The following is an 18,967-nucleotide window of genomic DNA, read 5'->3' on the forward strand; positions in this document are numbered from 1 at the left end:
TGCCCATGACCTACGCTCCCGATTCCGTGACCCCCGTTCGCCCGGCGGCCTCCGCGCCGCGAGGACAGCCCACTTCTCCTTCCCCCACCGAACCCTCTTCCACTGGCCCCGCTCCCACCGGCCCCTCTCCCACCGGACTGCTGCGGCGTCTGGGCGTGGGACAGAAAGTGCTGCTCAGCAGTCTGGTGCTGGGGCTTCCGCTGCTCGGCACGGGGCTTTTGCTGACGCAGGGCGCCCGGCAGGACCAGCAGCGGGCCGTGCGCGCCGCCGAGATGACCGAGTACTACACCCGGTTGCAAAAGATGCAGAGTGAGCTGGCGGCGCTGCGGGCCTCGGGGGCCACGACCCTGAGCGCGTCGCGCCTGGAGGCCCTGGAGCAGGCCGCGCGGGGCCTGGACACCGACGAACACTTCGGCGACGAGAGCAGAACACTCGCGGAGGCCGTGCAAACCCAGGTGCGCGCCCTGAGCGCTGCGCTCAAAAGCGGCAGCCTGACCCGCAACCAGCTCAGCCGCCGCACCACCGAGCTGCTGGACGGCGACCTCGCCGAGCTGTTTCACAAGCCTGCCCGTGACGGCGGCCTGCTCACCACGTCCTCCTACGAGGCGCACAGCCTCGCGACGCTGACCTCGGACGTGCTGCCGGGCAGGTACGCCGCTCTGCAGGGCAACGCCCACAACCTGTCGCAACTGTTTTCGCGGGTACAGGCGACGCAGGGCGGCGTGCTGAGCAGCGCCCAGCGTGAAGAGGCCGAGCAGTACCTGACCCAGGGGCGCAGCGCCCTGGAAGAGCTGGGGCACGATGTCGAGGAGCGGCTGGCCGACCTGCCCGAGGCCCAGGCCGAACTCGCTCCCCTCCTTGAGCGGGCGCTGTCGCAGACCCAGGCCCTGTTCACCACCTACGCGCAGCAGCTGGAAAGACCCCGCCTGACCGATGTGGCCTCCCTGCGCGGCGCCGAGGAAACGGCGCTCAGGCCGCAGTACGGCGCTTTTCAGGCCATGACCGAACACATGGCCGAGCACTTCGGTGAAAGTCAGCGGGCCGCCACCCGGCGCCTGAACCTGCTGCTCGGGGGCCTGGCGGCGCTGCTCGTTCTGGTCGCACTCGTCAACCGCTCCCTGCGGCGCTCCATCCTGCACCCGCTGCGGCAGCTCACCTCGGCGTCCGAGCAGCTGGCGCGTGGCAACCTCGCCGTCCACCTCCCCGTGAACAGCAACGACGAGTTCGGCACCCTGGCGACGAGCTTCAACGCGGCGGCGTCGGAATTGCGGGCGAACGCGGCGCGGGTGGAGCAGGAACGCCACGAAGCCCAGCAGCTCCAGAACAACATCGGCCAGTTTCTCGACGTCACCATGGACATCGCCGAAGGTGACCTCACCAAGCGCGGCAAGGTCACCGAGGACGTCCTCGGCAACGTCGTCGACTCCATCAACCTCATGACCGAGGAACTCGCCGCCACCCTGCGCCAGGTTCAGGACGCCTCCGCCTCCGTGTCCGGAGGCTCCCGGCAGATGCTGGGCACCACCGAAGCGATTCAGCAGGGCGCGCAGCTGACGGCGAGCGAGGCGCAGCGGGTGGCCGAGCAGGTGAGGCTGATCACGGCGACGATTCGGGAGATGGCGCACAACGCGCAGACCTCGGCGCAGACGGCGCGTGAAGCGCTGCTGGCGTCGCAGCAGGGCCAGGAAGCGCTGCAGGAGACGCTGGGGGGAATGCAGAACATCCGGCGGGAAGTGCAGCAGGTGTCGCGGCGCATCAAGACCCTGGGGGACCGCTCCCTCGAAATTCAGGAAATCGTCGATACCATCTCCCAGATCGCCCGGCGCACCAACCTGCTGGCGCTCAACGCCTCGGTAGAAGCGGCGGGGGCCGGCGACGTGGGCGGACGCTTCGGGGCGGTGGCCGATGAAATCCGTCAGCTCGCCGCCACGTCCGCGCAGGCGACGACGCGCATTGCGGGGCTGATCCGGAGCGTGCAGGCGGAGGTGCAGGACGTGATCGTGGGGGCCGAGGAAGGCACGCGCGAAGTGGAGCAGGGCTACCGCATCGCGGGCAGCGCCGGGCAGCGCCTTCAGGACATCGGCCAGCTCACCGAGCGCTCGGCGCAGCTCGCCGAGCAGATCGCCGCCTCCACCCAGGCGCAGGTGAGCAGCGTGGAACAGGTGAACGCGGCGGTGCAGCAGATTGCCGAAGTCGCGCAGCGTTCGGAGAGTGCAGTGGAACAGGGCCGGAGTGCCGCGCAGCGCCTCGAGGACCTCGCCCAGCAGCTCAACGCTTCCCTCGCCCGCTTCCGTCTGCCGGGCTGAGGAAAGAGGTTCCGGTCCTTTTCCGGAATCTCGCCACCTCCAGTGCAGCGTCCCTGAGTCCCGGCCGTAAGAAGCATGAAACGAACGACAAGGTAACGTAATGAACATGCCCCACAGGGAACTGCTTGAGAGCTTCATAGAGGAGGCCGCCGAGGTCCTGAGCGGCCTGGAACACGGGGTCGCCGGACTGCGGCTGCTGAGCGGGCCGTCCCTGGAGGCTTCCCCCACACCGAGCACCCACGCACCGAACACCCACATATCCACAACAGCCGAGCGCCTGAACGACCTGAGCATCCTGGCCCACCGTCTGCGCGGCAGCGCCGCCCTGTACGGCTACGTGCAGCTTTCCACCCTGGCTTCGTTGCAGGAGCGGCTGCTCGGCACCCGCCCGCAGCTCAGCGGCGAGCAGCACCAGGAGTTCCTGAGCCTGCTCGAACAGGTCAACGTGACGCTGCGCCAGGGCCTGAGCCGCCTGCAGGCCGGGGGCAACGACCACGACCTGGGCCTGCTCTTTGCCCGCTCGGGTGGGGCCACCACGCTGCAACGCCTCCTGCAGCAGCGTCCCGACGCCTTTCAGATGCGGGCCTCGCGCCTGCACCACGCCACGCCGCCGGGCGAGGACGACCCCGAACAGGCCGCAGGGCTTTCCGGGGCCGAACCCGCGGTGGACCGGCAGGTTCAGGTGTTCGCGCGCGAGAACGCCGAGGTCTGGGAGTACTTCGCGCCCGAAGTGCACGAGCACCTCGCCAGCCTGCGCGAGCAGCTCGGGCGCGGTGAAGATGCCGACCTGCAGGTGATGTTCCGCGCCGCCCACACCATCAAGGGCAGCGCGTACATGGTGGGCCTGCCGCCACTGGGCGACTTTGCCCACAGCCTCGAAGACCTGCTCGGCGCCGCCCGCGAGGGAGCGGTGGGCCTGAGCAGCGACGTGCGCCACCTGCTCGCCGAGGCCACCGACACCATCGGCGACCTGCTGACCGTGGGCGGCGGCGCACCGGGCGCGGCCCTGCCCGCACAGCTTGCCAGCGTTGCGGCGCGGCTGCGCTTGGCCCACAGCGGCGAGCCGGCGCCCGCACCGCTTGCTGCCCCGAACCGGAGCGCGACGGCTCAGGACATGGTGGGCCAGGCGTCAGGAAATCAGGCGTCAGGAAACCAGCCCCAGGCCGCCGCGACCAGCATCCGTGTGCCCGCCGCACGCCTCGAAGGGCTGATGGAGCAGCTCGGCGAACTCGTGACCGCCCGCGCCCGCATGACGCGGCTTCTGACCCGCCTCGACGAGTTGCAGGGCAGCATGACCGCCAGCCAGGAGCGGTTTCAGCGCACCGTGCGCGACTTCGAGGAGCGTTACCTCAACCCCGACATGGTGCGCACCGAGGGTGCTGCTCTCAGCAGTTCTCCGATGGGGGGCCTGGACTTCTCGCAGCAGTTCGCCGAACTGGAATTCGACACCTACAACGACCTGAACATCCTCTCGCGCTCCATCACCGAGCTGTCGGCCGACTTCGCCGAGGTTCGCCGCCGCCTGAGCGACACTGCGACCGAGCTGTCCGAGGAAAACGAGCAGCTCGGCAAACTGGTGCGCCGCCTGCGCCTCGACGTGAACCAGACCAGCCGCGTGGCCTTTTCGCAGGCCACCGCCCGACTGCGGCGCTGGGTGCGGGAGCAGCAGGCCGAGCTGACCCTGCAGGTGGAGGGCGAAGACGTGCAGATCGAGAGCGGCATTCTGCAGCGCATCAGCGACCCGCTGCTGCACCTGTTGACCAACGCCGCCCACCACGGTCTGTCGGGCGAAAGTGAAGATGGCCGCCGCGCCGCCGGGAAGCCCCCGCAAGGCACCGTCTGGATTCGCGCCGCCGAACAGGGCAACTTTCTGGAAGTCACGGTGGCCGACGACGGACAGGGCCTGGACTACGCCCGGATTCGTGAGCGGGCGCTGGAGCGCGGGCTGCGCTCGGCACAGGAACTCGACGCCCTGAGTCAGGAGCAACTGGGCCGCCTGGTGCTGCTGCCCGGCTTTTCCACCGCCCGCGAGGTCGGCCACGTGGCCGGGCGCGGGGTGGGGCTGGACGTGGTCGCCACGGCGGTCCGTCAGCTCGGCGGCGAACTGCTCATCAGCTCGGAGCGCGGCGTGGGCACGGCCTTTACCCTGCGCCTGCCCACCACGCAGCGCATCATGGACGTGCTGCACATCGACCTGGGGGGAGGCCACCGCGCCGCGCTGCCGGTGGGCAGCATCCGCTCTCTGCGCGACGTGCCGGTCAGTGAACTGCGCCGCGACGCCGGTGGGTCATGGCTCGATTTCGGCGGCGAGTCGGTGCCGGTGGTGGACGCCCGGCCCCTGTGGGGGCAAACGCCGGACCCCGCCGACCCCGAAGCGCGGCTGGTGGTGGCATCGAGCATTTCCACCCTGATCGCGGTGCGGGTCCACGACTTCGGCGAGATCGAGGAAGTCGCCGTGACCGCGCCCGGCGGCCTGCTGGCGCCGCTCGACCACCTCGCGGGCATGGCGGTGTCGGGCAGTGGGCAGGTGCTGGCGATTCTCGACCCCGCCGGCGTGCTGCGCCTGAGCCGCCGCCCCGAAGCCTGGCTGGGCCAGACCCACGCCCCGGCCCAGGCGAGTGCCAAGCGGCGCCTGCTGCTGGTCGACGACTCGCTGAGTGTGCGCCGACTGGTGGGGCGGATGCTCGAACGCGGCGGCTACCAGGTGGTCACGGCGAGCGACGGCCAGGAAGCGCTCGACCTGCTGCAACAGGACGCCGACTTCGGCGCGGTGGTCACCGACCTGGAAATGCCCCGCGTCAACGGCTACGAACTGCTCGCCGCGGTCCGCGCCCGCCCGGAAACCGCCGGCCTGCCCCTGCTGGTCATGACCACCCGCGCCGGGGAAAAGCACCAGCGGCTGGCGTTTCAGCTCGGTGCCGACGACTACTTCACCAAGCCGGTCAACGAGGCGCTGCTGCTGCGCCGCCTGAGTACCCTGCGACGTTCCCAGCCAGAGGTGAGCGCGTGACCGCCACTCCACGTCCCGAACTGGTGTCGGCGCTGCCGATTCTGACCATCCTGAACGACCCGGGCCGGGCGGCGATGTACCGTCACCTCGCCGCCGAAGCGGGGGTGCCCACTGTCGAGGCCGAGGGCGCCCTGCACGCCCTGACGCAGCTCGAGCGCACGCCGGTGGCCGCCATCATCTGTGACGCCGAGATGGAAGACATGAGTGGTGAGGACTTCCGCGAAGTGGTGAGCGCCGAGGAACACTCGCGCGGCGTGCCGGTGTACGTGCTCTCGCCGGTGCCCGGGTCCGGCACCCCGGCCCGGAGTGCGGCGGCCTTGCCCACCGGGCCGCAACTGCTCAGCGAGGTGCTGACCGAACTGGGCCTGCCCCCTGGCCGACTGCCGGTGCCGCTGCGGGCGGGGGCGCAGCCACACCTGCACGGCGACCTGTCGCAGTTCAGCCTCCCCGAATTCCTGAACTGGGTGGCCGAGATGCGCTTTTCCGGGCACTGGCTGGTCACGGTCAGCAGTCGTCAGGGCGCGTCCCACCCGCTGACCGGGCACCTGGTGATGCGTGAGGGCGACCTCGTCTACGCCGAGTGCGGCGGGCACACCGGCAAGGCGGCGGTCTTTGCCCTGCTGAGCGCCATCGAGGAATACCACGACGCGATTTTTCACTTCTACCGCACCGACGCGCCCGGCGACGTGCGCTCGGCGGACCTGCACAGCACCACGTCCCGGCTGCTGATCGAACTCGCGGTGGAACTCGATCATCAGGCCGCCGGACACAGCCCTCACTGACTTCACTGAGCCGCGACCCGCTTCTCTTCCTGCATTCTTCTGCCCACTGGAGCCTTTTTCATGCCTGATATCCTTATCGTCGACGACAGCATCAGCGTGCGCAAAGCGCTGGAAATCACCCTTCGCAACCACAGTATTTCCAGCGCCAGCGCCGTGAGCGCCGAACACGCCCTGGAACAGCTCGCGCAGGACCCCGGCGCCTACGACCTGCTGATGATCGACGTGATCATGCCGGACAAAAGCGGCGTGGAACTGTGCGAGCAGCTCAGGGCCGACCCGCGTTACGCCGCGCTGCCGGTGATTCTGATGACCGGCAACGTGGACGACGAGGTCAAGGCGCAGGCCCAGCAGGTCGGCGCCGAGGGCCTGCTCAAAAAGCCCTTCCGCTCCGAGGAACTGATTCCGCTGGTGCAGGCCACGCTGACAGGCGCCCGGGCAGGCCGACAGCGCGCGGCGCCCCCCGAAGAAGAAGGCAAACTGGGCAAAGAAGCCCTCACCGCACTTTCGGACCTGCTCCAGACCTACGAGGACCACCCCCGCGTGCGCGACGTGGTGATGCTCGACCGCCAGGGCCAGCCGCTGCGTCAGACCGGCAACGTGCTGCCCGAGAACATTCAGATGTTCGCCCGTTTTTTCACCAACACGGCGGGCGTGCTCGGTCAGCAGATGCTCGGTGAGGACATTCAGGACGTGACCATCCGCTACGGCGGGCACGAGATGGTGATTCACAACCTGCCCGAACATTTCGTGGTGGTCCTGATGGGTGAGGCGAGGCCCGGGCTTCAGGCGTGAACCTGCGCGGCGGTCAGCGTCCCTCGCCCGGCAACCAGCCCCACGCCACGCCCTGCTTCCCGAGCAGGCCCGAAAGCCGCTCGACCTCGGCGCGGCGCTCGCCGCCCACCACGTCGCGGATGAGCACCCGCTCGACCCGGCCCGGCCACGCCTGAACGAACGCCGCATAGAGTTCCGGGTCGTGCTCGCCGCTGTCCCCGATGAGGGTGAAGGCCGCGCCGGTCTGCCGGGCGAGGGCATCGAGCGCCTGCCGCTTGTGCCGGGGGCCGGGCACGCCGGGAAAGTCGCGCAGCAGCAGCGGCCCGGCGGGAAGCCCGTGCTTGCCGAGCAGCTCACGCAGGGGCGCGGCCAGCCCCTCTGGACTGTTGCTGAGGTACACCACCGGCCCCCGCGCCGCCTGCGCCCGGAGCAACTCGGGGGCGCCGGGAAACACCGGGCGGGTCAACGCGTTTTGCCGCAGGACCCGCGCCGCGCCGCCCTGCCGGACGCCGGTCACGATGACCGTGTCGTCGAGGTCGGTCACGGTCAGGTGCCGGGCCGTGTCCAGATGCCAGTCGGGCGCCGTCTGCGCGGTGGCCCCCGGCACCTCCACCCGCACCGCCCCGGCCCCCGGCGGCACGGTGCAGGTGGCGCGGCCCCGGTCGTCGGTCCAGGTGCCGACCGCCTCTCCCCTGTCCGGCGTGCAGCGCACCGGCACCCCGGCCAGCGGGTTGGGCAGCAGGGACGAGAGGGTGCGCAGCACGTTCACTGCCGCGCTGTCCTGGGGGTGGGCCGGACGCGCGGTCCAGGGGTCGTCTTCCGCCACGCGCACCTCCACCCGGCCCGGCTGCGGGTGCTCCAGCACCGTGAGCTGCGCGGCACTGGCAGGCGCAGAGAGCAGCGCGAGGGCGGTGAGGGTCGGCGTACAGGCGACTCGGCGGATCACGCGTGGCAAGATAGCGGTCCCTTCCGCTCTAGTCCCTTTCCACTCTCCCGCCCCCCGCACCGCTAGATTGACCGCATGAAGTACGTCTCCACCCGCAGCCAGACCGACCTCGGCACCTTCTGTGACGTGCTGCTTTCCGGCCTCGCGCCCGACGGGGGGCTGGCGATGCCCACTTCCATCCCGGTCTTCAGCTCGGCGCAGCTCGCGGCCCTGCGCGGCCTGAGTTATCCCGACCTCGCCTACGCGGTGATGCGGCCCTTCATTTCCGATATTCCCGAAGCCGACCTGCGGGCGCTGCTGCACGCGACCTACCGCGCCGAGGTGTTCGGCAGCGAGGACATCACGCCGCTCACGCCCCTGAAAGAGTCGGGCCTCTACCTGCTCGAACTCTCCAACGGCCCCAGCCTCGCGTTCAAGGACATGGCGATGCAGTTTCTGGGGCACGCCTTCGAGTACGTGCTGGAAAAGCGTGACCAGCACGTCAACATCCTGGGGGCGACTTCGGGGGACACCGGCAGCGCCGCCGAGTACGCCATGCTCGGCAAGGCGCGGGTCAACGTGTTCATGCTTTCCCCGCACGGGCGCATGAGTGCCTTTCAGCAGGCGCAGATGTACAGCCTGAACGAGCCGAACATCTTCAATATCGCCGTCGAGGGCGTATTCGACGACTGCCAGGACCTCGTCAAGGAGGTCAACGCCGACGCCGGGTTCAAGGCGCGGTACCACATCGGCGCCGTCAACTCCATCAACTGGGGGCGGGTGCTCGCGCAGGCGGTGTACTACTTCCGGGCCTATTTCGCGCTGGGACTGCCGGACGGGAGCGAGGCCGATTTCTGCGTGCCCAGCGGCAACTTCGGCAACGTGTTCGCCGGATACCTCGCCAAACAGATGGGCCTGCCGGTCGGCCAGCTGGTCGTCGCCAGCAACGAAAACGACGTGCTGCACGAATTTTTCACCACCGGCACTTACCACGTGCGCCCAGCGGCGCGGGTGGCGGTCACGTCCAGCCCCAGCATGGACATCGGCAAGGCGAGCAACTTTGAGCGTTACCTGTATCTGGTCGCCGGTTCGGACGCGGTGCAGACGGCAGGCTGGTGGGAGGAGGTCGGCGCCGGGCGCCCGGTGGACCTGCAAGGCACCCCGCACTGGGCGGCAATCGAGGACAGCGGCTTTCGCGCGGGCCGCAGCACGCACGCCGACCGCCTGGCAACCATCCGGCGCGTGGACGAGCAGTTTGGCCGCCTGATCGACCCCCACACCGCCGACGGCGTGCTGGTCGGTCAGGGGTTCCAGCGCCCCGGCGTGCCGATGGTGTGTCTGGAAACCGCGCTGCCGGTCAAATTCGAGGAAACGGTGCGCGAGGCGGTGGGCCGCGCGCCCGAGCGTCCGGGGCGCTTTGCCGGAATCGAAACTCGTGAACGCTTCTGCGACGTGCTTCCCAACGACGTGGCGGCGCTCAAGGCGTACCTCGCCGACAAGCTCGACTGACGACAAGCTCAGCGGGCAGGGCCTCTATCGCGGGAGCGCACGGCAGCGCCGCGTCAGACTCCCTATGCTGCGGGGCATGTCCACTTCCTCCATGCTCGACGCCGTGGTGGTCGGCGCCGGTCCCAACGGCCTCGCGGCGGCGGTCACCCTGGCGCGGGCCGGGCTGCGGGTGCAGGTGCTCGAAGCCCATGAGCGCGTGGGCGGCGGCCTGAGCAGCGCCGCACTGACCTTGCCCGGCTTTACGCACGACGTGGGGTCGGCCATTCACCCGCTCGCCGCCGCCTCGCCCGCCTTCCGGCAGTGGCCGCTGCACGCGTTCGGGCTGCGCTGGATTCACCCGCCCGCGCCGCTGGGACAAACGCTGACAGGCGGCAGCGTCATGCTGGAGCGCGACCTGGAGCACACCGCCGCCGGTCTGGGTGCCGACGGCCCGGCCTGGACCCGGCTGTTCGCCCCGCTGCTGCAGGGCTGGGAAGGACTGCTGGACGACATTCTGCGGCCCCTGCCCCGCCTGCCGCGCCACCCCCTGACGCTCGCCCGCTTCGGGCTGCGGGCGCTGCCCCCCGCCGAAGTGCTGGGCCGGGCACTGTTTCGCACACCGGAGGCCCGCGCCCTGTGGAACGGCATCGCCGCGCACACCGGCCTGCCGCTGTCCACACCCGGCACCTCGGCCATGACGCTGGTGCTGGGGCTGACCGCGCACGCGGTGGGCTGGCCCTTTCCAGCAGGCGGCGCTCAGGCGCTGGCCGACGCGCTGCGGGGGTATCTGGAACACCTCGGGGGCGAAGTGGTCACGGGTGCAGCGGTCACCCATCCCCGCGACCTGCCAGACGCCCGCGTGACGCTGGTGGATTCCAGCCCCCGGGTGCTGCTCGGCCTGCTGGGGGACCGCGCCCCGGCGGGCTACCGCGCCGCACTCTCGCGCTACCGCTACGGCGCGGGGATGCAGAAGTTCGACTACGCGCTCAGCGGCCCGGTGCCCTGGCAGGACACGCGGCTGCGCCGGGCCGCCACCGTCCACGTCGCGGGCAGCGCCGCCGAAATCACGGCGTCCGAAGCCTCGCTGAGTTCCCGGCGGCCTTACCTGCTCGCCGCGCAGCACACCCTGTTCGACCCCTCCCGCGCTCCGGCGGGGCAGCATACCTTGTGGGTCTATGCCCACGTCCCGAACGGCTCGGACACCGACATCCGGCCCCTTGTCGAGGCCCAGCTCGAATGCTTCGCCCCCGGCTTCCGCGAGCGGGTGCTGGCCTGTCACGTCACGACGGCGACGCAGCTCGAACGCTTCAGCCCGGTGTTCGTGGGGGGCGACGTGGCCGGGGGCGCGGCTACCCTGCCGCAGCTCGTGGCCCGCCCGGTGCTGTCGGTCACGCCCTACCGCACGCCGGTGCGCGGGGTGTATCTGTGCTCCAGTTCCACGCCCCCCGGCGGCGGCATTCACGGGATGTGCGGGGTCAACGCGGCCCGGACGGCCCTGGCGGACGAGTTCGCCCTGCGCTGATCGTCCCTCATACGGATTCCGATTGAATCCAGCAGATTTCTGGATTCAATCCGACTGAAAGGAGTAGGAAAAGATACGGATTTCGCGATATGGATGCACAGGCGGTGTAGTTCCGACTGTGCAGGAATTTAGCGGAATCCGTATCACTCCTTCTGCCCGGCCTGCCAGTCGCGCAGGGTGTCCCGCGCCCACCTGTACACCTCGCCGGACGGGTCGCCGCTTACATGCAGCACCAGCGGCCCGAGCATGGCGCTGCGGCTGCCGGGCGAGCGGGCGTAGTGGTCGTTCAGGGCGCGGCGTTCATGCACGTTGGTGACGTGGATGACGTGCCCGGCAGCCCCCACCCCCGGCACAGTGAACTGCACGCCGTCGCCCACGCGGGGCGCGGAGCCGTATTCGGTAAAGGTGAAGGGGCGCGGGTGCTGCGCCAGTCCCGCCTGTTCCAGCACCCGCGCCGCCTCGCGCGACGTGCTGCCGGGATGGGCCGCGCAGCCCCCCAGCAGGGCCGCCGCCAGCAGCAAAAGCACAGGGCGCGGCATCAGGCGGTCCGTCCTTCGGCAGTGAGCGCCCGAGCGTGGGCGGGCGCCCCGGTCCCCACTCCGGCCCCTTCCCCCACACCAGCCCCGGCTCCCCCTCTGGCCCGTTCCCTCGCCCTGGCCCGGTCACGTTCCCGCAGCCAGCCCCAGAACAGCAGGACACCCAGCAGGAGTTCCGCGAGGTCGCCCCAGGAGTACATCTGCCGCGCCGCCGCCTGAATTGCCTCATACGGATTCCGCTTAATTCCTGCACAGTCGGGCCTATACAGTCGGGAAAGCGCCGCCTGTGCATCCATATCGCAGAATCCGTATTTTTCCTACTCGTATCCGCTCTGCTGCGCAGCTTTGCAAGTCGGATTGAATCTGAAACGACCAGATTCAATCGGAATCCGTATCAGGACCGCCATGCCGAGAGCCGCCTGACAATAGGCGGGGGGGTTTCCCTTCCCCGCAATAGAGCAGTTCTCCGAATTACGTGATGCGCGGAACAGCGCCCCGCATCACTCCATTCTCCGCCCTGCTCAGTGTTTTGCACTCGCTCCGCTCGCCAAAAAGACGTTGCGTCTTTTTGTCAAATGCTCTAGAGCGAAGGAGATGACGGAAAAGTGCCGCCATCTCCGAAGAAGAATCTCGCCCTGGATCAGCGCGGCGCGAGGGCCTTGCTCACGTTGATGATGCTGACCGTACCTGCGGGGTCCACGCTGTAGTCGTCGCTCGGTTCGCCCTCACCCGCGACGAGCAGGTGCTGGCCGTCGGGGGTAAAGGTCAGCATGTCGGGCAGCGCCCCCACTGGGACGGGCTGGCCGCGTACGGTGCCGTCGGCGTTCAGGAACACGACCCGCCCGGCGTCGGTCTTGGTTTTCGCTTCCACCGCCACGGCGATGACGCCGCCGCTGACCGCCACGCTGTTGGCCCCCGCTCCGTAGACGCTCAGGTCCACCGACTTCACAAGCGCGGGCCGGGCCGGGTCCGCGAGGCTGAGCAGGTCCACGCCGCCGGTGTGCCCGTTGACCACGAAGAGCTGCTTGCTCGCCTTGTCGTAGGCGCTGATTTCGGCCACGCCCTCGTCGAAGAGGAAGGGCGCGGCCTGATAGCGCCCGGTGCGCGTCAGCTTGCCCCCGGCGCCGACGGCATAGACGGTCACGCTGCCGCTGACTTCGTGGCTGGCGACCAGCAGCGGCTCACCATTGGGGCTGTCGGCGGCGGGAATAAACAGCACCCCTTCGGGCGCGAGGTCCCCGGCTTCGCCGCTCTTGGGGTCGGTGCTGCTTCCCAGGAAGTTGACGTAATCGGCGTAGGCGGGCGCGGCGGGGTTGCTCACGTCCAGCACCATCAGGCCGCCCGCGCGTTCCAGACCCACGAAGGCGAAGGTCTTGCCGCCGACCATGCCCACCGTGACGCCCTCGGGTTCGGGGCCTTTGTTGTCGCTGCGGGTGTCGAAGCTCGCGGCGGTGCCGTCGGAATTGAAGCTCGCGGGGGCGAGTTCGGCCACCTTGCGCTCGAACAGGTCGCCCGTGTCGCTCAGCAGCGACAGGTCCGACGCCCGCCAGATGCTCGCGCTGCGGGCGCCGAAGGCCACCAGCCGGTCGGCGTCGCCGTCGCCGTCGGTGTCGGCGTCCACGCGGCTCACCGTCAGGCGGCCCAGGGCGGCGTCCTTTTGCAGTTCGGCGGCGTTCGGAAAGGCCGCCGCGTCCAGCTTGAGCTTGTTCACGCGCACTTCGTCGCTGAAGCCGTCATAGTCGCGGGTGTCGCCCTCGTTGGCGGTGATGAGGTAGGTCTGCCCGCCCACCTCGAAAGCGGCCACCGCGTCGGGCATGTAGGTGCCGAACACCGGCCAGGTGCGGATATTCTTGCCGTCCTTGTCGCTGGCGTCCAGACCGTTTCCGGGCTTGCTGTGGTCCTTGAGGCCCAGGCCCGCCACCTGCTTGACCTTGCCGCTGGCAATCTCCACCGTCGCCAGGGCGTTGCTTTCCTGAAGGGTCACGTAGGCAGTGCGGCTGTCCCCCGACACGGCGATGTACTCGGGTTCGGCGTCCAGCGACAGCTTGCCGCTCTTGCCGGGGCGCAGCGACAATTTGCCGTCCAGGCCGGTAAAATCCACCGTGCGCACCAGCGGCGTGTCGGGCGTGTCAGGGGTAGCGGGCTGCTGGCAGGCGGTCAGCGCGAGCAGGCCGAGGCTCAGGACAAAAGCTTTTTTCATCCTGTTCACTTTCAGCGGGGCTTATCAGCGAGGTGTCAGCTGCTCCCAGGCAAACGGAAAGCGGAAGGTCAGGGGGCGTTTCCCCTGCACCTCCCGCTCCGATTCACCGCCCGCTGCTCATACGGATTCCGCTTCATTCCTGCACAGTCGGGAAAGCGCCGCCTGTGCATCCATATCGCGGAATCACCTCGGGTGCGGCGAGATTCGCGGTAGTGGGAAGGTAAAAATGCCGTGCAGAGCGCGGGAGCGGTCTCCGCCTTCCAGTCCTGCCCTCGTCATCGCGTGGATTTCCCCCCTCGCCGGATGGATTTCACTTCCGATCGCTTTCCACAGCGCCGAGCAAAAGGTCCCCCACAACATGGTTTGCGCCTCGGTTGAACACTCATTTGCCGCCGCACCCGAGGTGAATCCGTATTTTTTCCTACTCGCATCCGCTCGGATTGAATCTGAAACGACCAGATTCAATCGGAATCCGCATCAAGAGGGGTTCAGCGGCTGTACACCGGGCGGAAGCCGAAGACGCCGGGCGTGTCGGTGTCCACCGTAACCTCCACTGCGCCCACCTCGGCCTCGCCCATGACCTGCAATCGGGTCACGTGGCGCAGAACCGGGCTGGCGAGGGTCTGCCCCGCCGAGGTGTTGGCCCCGGCCTCGGTCAGCGGGCGGTCGATGACGAGCACGTGCGAGTCACCCTGAATGAGCAGCACCGGCTTGCCGTAGGCCTTGGCTTCGGCGGCCAGCGTAGTCAGCGTGTCGCGCAGACCGGGGTCGGTGAGCAGGAAGGGAGCGCCGTAGAACAGGTCGGCCTGGAACCCCAGCACGACGGCGGGCGCATTGTTCGCCTTCGCTTCGGCAAAGGTCGCCTTGATCCACGCCACGTTGGCGGCGTTGCGGGTGAAGTACTCGGCGACGCTGGCGTTCGTGCGCTCCATGCCGTTGTTGCTGCCCACGACGTGAACCGTGCCGAACACGACGTTCTGATACGTCCAGCGGCTGTTTTCCGGCAGTTCCGGTTGGCGCGTAAGCGTCAGGGGCGTCTGACCGAAGGAGCGGTTACCCATTCCCGTGAAAAACAGTTCACGGACCTTCGCCAGCCGCTCCAGCGGGTCGTACTTGCCCGCCTTCTCGCGGTGGCAGTCGGTCCATTCGTTGTCGCCGGGGGTGTAGACCAGCGGGGCCTGAAACATCCCGAACTCGGCCTTCACCTTCTGGAAGTTCTCGTCGCTGCACGGCGTGGAACCGCTTTTGATGTCGCCCACATGGAGGGTAAAGGCGGGCTGCAAGCGGTTGACCTCGCCGATCAGCGCCTCGAAGCGGGCGTAGTCGTCGGGCAGTTTGTAGGGCATGTCCCCCAGCGCCACGAACTTGAACGGCGCGGCGGCGGCGGTGGTCAGCAGGGTCAGGGCGGCGGTGAGCAGCAGTGTTCGCATCTTCGGTGTTCTCCTCGGCTGGTGGGCGGAAGGGGGTCAAGAAACTGGGAGGGGGCCTCTCCCCCAGCCTGCTTCGCCTCATACGGATTCCGCTTAATTCCTGCACAGTCGGGAAAGCACCGCCTGTGCATCCATATCGCGCAACCCGTATTTTTTCCTACTCGCATCCGCTCGGATTGAATCTGAAACTACCAGATTCAATCGGAATCCGTATCAGTTGCGGGCCACGCCGGGCGCCAGCTTGAGCGCCGTCGGCAGCTTGATCCACAGGAATTCGGTCTGGTCTTTCACGTCCGCGCCGCGCCCGCCGGTGGCCGGGTAGTTGTTGTCGTTGACGACGAGCAGCGTGTCGGGGCTGAGCACCAGCACGTTTTCGATGGTGACGTAGGGGAAGGAAAAGACGCCGTTCCGGGTGCTGGGCGCCAGGCCACGTGGGTCGGCCAGCGCCATCAGGTCGGCCACCAGGGTCTTTTTGAAGGTGCCGTCGGCATTCTTGGCCCCGAGGTCGATCAGGTACAGCCGCTTGAGCCTGGCCGTCTGGCCCTGGCCGCCATCGCGCTCGATCACCAGCAGTTGCGAGTCGCTCACCGGGGTCAGGTCGCCGATGGCCTCGCCGCCCTGCTCCAGCGCGTAGCGGCCTGCCAGGGTCCACTGCCGCGTGCCGAGGTCGTAGCGCATCAGCCGCAGTTGCCCCGCCGGGTCGCCCGCCACCGCCTTTTCCAGCAGGCCGTAAGCGACCTTGCCGCCGGGGGCGATAGTAAAGCCCTCGAAGCCGCCGCTTCCGGGCAGGTTGGCCACCGCGCTGCTCACGCCCTGGGCGAAGGCCGGGTGCTGCGGGCTGCGGACCTCGGGGGCCGCGTACTGCCCGGCCACCTTCGCGCCGGTCGCGGGGAAATCGGTGAACAGGCCGTCCACCCCCGCCTGGAACGCCTGACGCATCTCGGCCTCGGGGTCGTTCCTGTAACCGGGCAGCAGGTAGGTCGCCTCGTTGCGGAAGGTCCAGGGGTGGACGAGCAGCCCGGCGGCGTGCGCCCGCGCGACGAAATCGGTGGTCCGGCCCTCGGCGTCAATAATCCAGCGCTTATAGGGGCCGACCCCGCTGGCGTAGGTGGCGATTTCGCGCAGGGCGGCGTCGGTGGTCAGGGCGTCGTATTTGCGTTTGTCTCCGGCTGCCGTCCAGTCGTAGGGGGCTTCGTCGGGGCTGGACACCAGCTGCACCAGCGGCAGGTTCACGCCCGCCCCCGGCATGATGTTCTGCTTGAGGTCCTTGAGGTTGCCCACCTCGAACGACTGGATAAACACGCGGGCGGGGTCGGTGAACTTCTCCTTCACCAGCGTGTCGATCAGCAGCTGCGAGGTGTTGAACTTCGCCACCTCGTTCATGTAGACGGGGTGCTTGGTCTCGGGGTAGATGCCGACCTTGCGCCCGGTTTTCGCTTCCATGTCCCGGACCAGCGCAATCACTTCGGACAGGGTGGGAATCTCGAACTGGCCGTCGTAGGCCTTGCCGCGCAGCGCGGGGAGACGCTCGACGGCCCGGAGGGTCTTGAGTTCGGCGAGCGTGAAGTCTTCCACGAAGTAGCCGCGCACGGTCACGCCGTCGAGGGTCTTGGTGGTCAGGCGGTCCCCAAATTCGGGGCGGGCAGCGACATCGGCGGTGGCTTCCAGCACCTTGCCGTCCTTGTCCACCACCGCGATCACCGGCTCGTGCCGGGCGACGAGCACGCCGTCCTTGGTCACCACCAGGTCGGGTTCGATAAAGTCGGCGCCCGCTTCGATGGCGACCCGGTAGGCTTCCAGGGTGTGTTCGGGGCGGGTGCCCGAGCTGCCCCGGTGTCCGATGACGATGGGCGCCTGACCGCGCAGGGTGGGCAGCCCGGCGAGGTTGGGCGTGCTGATAGGCGCTTCGAGCAGTCGCCCGTCCGCCGAGAAATGCAGCAGGAACGGCCCGAACTCGTCGCCCACCCACAGGGTGCCGTCGGGGGCGAAGGCGAAGCCCTCCACGTCGAAGTCGGCCCCGGTGAGCAGGCGCTCGGGGCTGGCCTCGTTCACGATCTGCCAGGGCACCTTGCGGTCGGGGTCACGCAGCCCAATGAAGCTGCCGACCTGCACGCGGCCCGCCTGCGCCGCCGGGGTGCCGGGGGTCAGGGCCACGCGGTAGAGCCGCAGCAGGTAGTCGGCGGAGTTGTTCTTCGCCCCGAAGCCGTTGTCGCTCAGGAACACGAAGCCCTGGCCCTGCGGGTCGCGCTGCACGCCGGAAAAGCCCTGCACCGGCTGGCCCGAAAACCGCGCTTCCCCGCGCAGGCCGCCGTTCCACGCGCCGCTCGCCGGACCCTGGGCGAAGGTGTCGGCCTTCATCTCCGCGTAGCCGACCAGGGTGGGCCGGGTCACGGGACCAGTGGAAATGGGAGCGGTGGACACGGGCGCCGTGGAGATGGGCGCCGTGGAGATGGGAGCACTGGGCACGGGGGCAGGCGTCACCGGCGCCGCGCCGCCGCCCAGCGCCGAAGCACCGAGCGAAGACAGGCCCAGCGAGAGGGTGAGGGCCACCGACCAACCGAAAAGGGTGCGTTTCACGGTTACGCACTCTGGAGGCCGTCCGTCAGCCCGCCATGCGCTGCGCGTCAGCCCGGAGTCAGCTTCGCAGAAAAGCCCGCACGTCCCCGAGGCTCCCGGCGTCCCGGACCTGCTCGCCATCCGCGCGGCGAATCAGCGCGGGCACGCTCCGCACGCCGAACTGCTCGGTCAGCGCCCCGAAGTGCTCGGGCGCACTCTGGCGGTGAACGACCTCGATCTGCGCGTCGAAATCTCCCTTGAGCGGCCCGGCCAGCATCTTCTTCAGGCGCTCGCAGCCGGGGCAGGCGTCCTGGGTCAGCAGCAGGAAGGGACGGGCCGTAGAGGAACGTTCAGTCATGGGCCACCGCCCGCGCCCCGCCCGGCCACAGCGCCTCGACATCGGCGTCGGTGAGCGGCTCGACGGCCAATTTGCTGTAGCTGCTGCCCTTGGCCGAGAAGAAGTCGTGGGTGGTGCCCCGCGCCCGGATGCCGTTTTGCACGATGGGGTTGATGTCCTCGTCGGCAAAAGGCCGGGGCAGCGCCAGATTGTCGGCCAGCACGTTGAAATTGAAGCGGATGAACTTCTTGACCTCAGCGGTCAGCCCCACGCCCGCGTACAGCAGGTCGGTGTAGGCGAGTTCGTTTCTGTAGAGGGCCTGCAACGTTTCGTCGAACCAGGCCCGCGCATAAGTCTGCTCGGCGTCGGTCAGCGCCGCGAATTTCTCCTGGGCCAGCAGCGCGACGTACACGCCGTGCAGCGCCTCGTCCAGGATGATCAGGTTGAAAATCTCGCCTGCCGACACCATGCGGCCCTGCCCGGCGAGGTAGAGCGGGTAGAAAAACCCCGAGTAGAACAGCGCCGTTTCCAGCATGCACGACACCACCAGCTTTTTCCACAGGCCGAGGCTGGACACGTCCGGGTCGCGGTAGACGCCCTGAATCACGGCAATCTTGTGCTGAAGCTGCGGCTGGGTGCGGACCCACTCGAACACCTCGCGCTCCTCGCTCGCCGTCAGGAAGGTCTTGTTCATCAGCGAGTAGCTGCGGGCGTGAATGTCTTCCATCATGCCCTGAAACTGAAGCGTCGCCTTGCGGATGTGGCCGTCCACGAGGTCACGCAGCTTCGGCATGCCGACTTCGCCTTGCAGCGTGTCGAGCGCGTTCAGCCCCGCCGAAGCGTGGATGTAGGTCCAGCGCTCCTCGTCGCCCAGCGTCTTCCAGACCAGCGCGTCGTTGGTGAGCGGGATTTCCTCGGGAAACCACAGTTGCGAGGTGTATTTGGCGTAGAAGGTGGCGGAAAAGCCGTCTTCGGGTTCGGACCAGTTGGTGGCGGAAAAGGGGGACATGGGGACCTCGTTGATGGATGATGGGTTCGGCCTGTCGGCCTGATGGATGATGGAGAGGGGCAAGCGGGCAGCGACGGAGACGGTCTTTCCATCAA

Annotated in this window: 13 protein-coding genes; 6 read left to right on the plus strand and 7 right to left on the minus strand. The window is 68.6% G+C overall.

Translation table 11 applies throughout. The features are described from left to right. Positions 1 to 5: 5 nt before the first annotated feature. The 4 genes from G6R31_RS14875 to G6R31_RS14890 all read left to right on the plus strand — a co-directional run bounded on the left by G6R31_RS14875 (position 6) and on the right by G6R31_RS14890 (position 6,890). Entirely contained in the window at positions 6 to 2,306 is a 2,301-nt protein-coding gene (locus G6R31_RS14875) for a methyl-accepting chemotaxis protein (protein ID WP_164994023.1), read from the plus strand. A 106-nt stretch (positions 2,307 to 2,412) separates the two neighbouring features. After that, positions 2,413 to 5,316 carry a hybrid sensor histidine kinase/response regulator gene (locus G6R31_RS14880; protein WP_225983469.1) on the plus strand — a complete coding sequence of 968 codons (2,904 nt, stop codon included), beginning with the start codon at positions 2,413 to 2,415 and terminating at the stop codon, positions 5,314 to 5,316. Next, entirely contained in the window at positions 5,313 to 6,098 is a 786-nt protein-coding gene (locus tag G6R31_RS14885) for a response regulator (protein ID WP_017871802.1), read from the plus strand. Before G6R31_RS14880 ends, G6R31_RS14885 begins: the two co-directional genes overlap by 4 nt. Positions 6,099 to 6,158: 60 nt before the next feature. Beyond that, positions 6,159 to 6,890, plus strand: coding sequence for a response regulator (locus G6R31_RS14890; RefSeq protein WP_017871801.1), 732 nt, complete (start codon positions 6,159 to 6,161; stop codon positions 6,888 to 6,890). A 13-nt stretch (positions 6,891 to 6,903) separates the two neighbouring features. Here G6R31_RS14890 and G6R31_RS14895 read toward each other — a convergent pair whose 3' ends face one another. After that, positions 6,904 to 7,815, minus strand: coding sequence for a phosphatidate phosphatase App1 family protein (locus tag G6R31_RS14895; protein WP_017871800.1), 912 nt, complete (start codon positions 7,813 to 7,815; stop codon positions 6,904 to 6,906). A gap of 75 nt (positions 7,816 to 7,890) precedes the next feature. Here G6R31_RS14895 and thrC point away from each other — a divergent pair, with 75 nt between their 5' ends. Both thrC and G6R31_RS14905 read left to right on the plus strand, forming a co-directional pair. Then, entirely contained in the window at positions 7,891 to 9,303 is a 1,413-nt protein-coding gene (thrC, locus tag G6R31_RS14900; RefSeq protein ID WP_017871799.1) for a threonine synthase, read from the plus strand. 76 nt (positions 9,304 to 9,379) lie between these two features. Then, positions 9,380 to 10,804 carry a phytoene desaturase family protein gene (locus G6R31_RS14905; RefSeq protein ID WP_200858961.1) on the plus strand — a complete coding sequence of 475 codons (1,425 nt, stop codon included), beginning with the start codon at positions 9,380 to 9,382 and terminating at the stop codon, positions 10,802 to 10,804. 143 nt (positions 10,805 to 10,947) lie between these two features. Here the strand turns inward: G6R31_RS14905 and G6R31_RS14910 are convergent, their stop codons facing one another. The 6 genes from G6R31_RS14910 to G6R31_RS14935 form a co-directional block, all read right to left on the minus strand. Beyond that, positions 10,948 to 11,343 carry a hypothetical protein gene (locus tag G6R31_RS14910; protein WP_017871797.1) on the minus strand — a complete coding sequence of 132 codons (396 nt, stop codon included), beginning with the start codon at positions 11,341 to 11,343 and terminating at the stop codon, positions 10,948 to 10,950. Between the two features lie 637 nt (positions 11,344 to 11,980). After that, on the minus strand, positions 11,981 to 13,540 hold the full coding sequence (locus tag G6R31_RS14915) for a choice-of-anchor I family protein (protein WP_017871795.1): 1,560 nt from the start codon (positions 13,538 to 13,540) through the stop codon (positions 11,981 to 11,983). Positions 13,541 to 14,028: 488 nt separating this feature from the next. Further along, positions 14,029 to 14,970, minus strand: a complete 942-nt coding sequence (locus G6R31_RS14920; protein WP_017871902.1) for a hypothetical protein — start codon at positions 14,968 to 14,970, stop codon at positions 14,029 to 14,031. Positions 14,971 to 15,183: 213 nt separating this feature from the next. Continuing rightward, the gene (locus G6R31_RS14925; protein ID WP_017871903.1) at positions 15,184 to 17,547 is read right to left on the minus strand and encodes a glycerophosphodiester phosphodiesterase family protein; all 2,364 of its coding nucleotides are present in this window, start codon (positions 17,545 to 17,547) and stop codon (positions 15,184 to 15,186) included. A gap of 58 nt (positions 17,548 to 17,605) precedes the next feature. Beyond that, positions 17,606 to 17,884, minus strand: a complete 279-nt coding sequence (locus G6R31_RS14930) for a thioredoxin domain-containing protein (protein WP_017871904.1) — start codon at positions 17,882 to 17,884, stop codon at positions 17,606 to 17,608. Next, positions 17,877 to 18,872 carry a ribonucleotide-diphosphate reductase subunit beta gene (locus G6R31_RS14935; protein WP_017871905.1) on the minus strand — a complete coding sequence of 332 codons (996 nt, stop codon included), beginning with the start codon at positions 18,870 to 18,872 and terminating at the stop codon, positions 17,877 to 17,879. The genes G6R31_RS14930 and G6R31_RS14935 overlap by 8 nt, the downstream gene beginning before the upstream one ends. Between the last annotated feature and the right edge of the window lie 95 nt (positions 18,873 to 18,967).

Source organism: Deinococcus wulumuqiensis R12, assembly GCF_011067105.1.
Taxonomy (GTDB): Bacteria; Deinococcota; Deinococci; order Deinococcales; family Deinococcaceae; genus Deinococcus; species Deinococcus wulumuqiensis.

Bases quoted from the DNA above. Each gene is read 5' to 3' on its own strand.
- G6R31_RS14875 (WP_164994023.1), top strand. From the start codon at position 6: ATGACCTACGCTCCCGATTCCGTGACCCCCGTTCGCCCGGCGGCCTCC.
- G6R31_RS14880 (WP_225983469.1), top strand. From the start codon at position 2,413: ATGCCCCACAGGGAACTGCTTGAGAGCTTCATAGAGGAGGCCGCCGAG.
- G6R31_RS14890 (WP_017871801.1), top strand. From the start codon at position 6,159: ATGCCTGATATCCTTATCGTCGACGACAGCATCAGCGTGCGCAAAGCG.
- thrC (WP_017871799.1), top strand. From the start codon at position 7,891: ATGAAGTACGTCTCCACCCGCAGCCAGACCGACCTCGGCACCTTCTGT.
- G6R31_RS14905 (WP_200858961.1), top strand. From the start codon at position 9,380: ATGTCCACTTCCTCCATGCTCGACGCCGTGGTGGTCGGCGCCGGTCCC.
- G6R31_RS14910 (WP_017871797.1), bottom strand. From the start codon at position 11,343: ATGCCGCGCCCTGTGCTTTTGCTGCTGGCGGCGGCCCTGCTGGGGGGC.
- G6R31_RS14915 (WP_017871795.1), bottom strand. From the start codon at position 13,540: ATGAAAAAAGCTTTTGTCCTGAGCCTCGGCCTGCTCGCGCTGACCGCC.
- G6R31_RS14920 (WP_017871902.1), bottom strand. From the start codon at position 14,970: ATGCGAACACTGCTGCTCACCGCCGCCCTGACCCTGCTGACCACCGCC.
- G6R31_RS14930 (WP_017871904.1), bottom strand. From the start codon at position 17,884: ATGACTGAACGTTCCTCTACGGCCCGTCCCTTCCTGCTGCTGACCCAG.
- G6R31_RS14935 (WP_017871905.1), bottom strand. From the start codon at position 18,872: ATGTCCCCCTTTTCCGCCACCAACTGGTCCGAACCCGAAGACGGCTTT.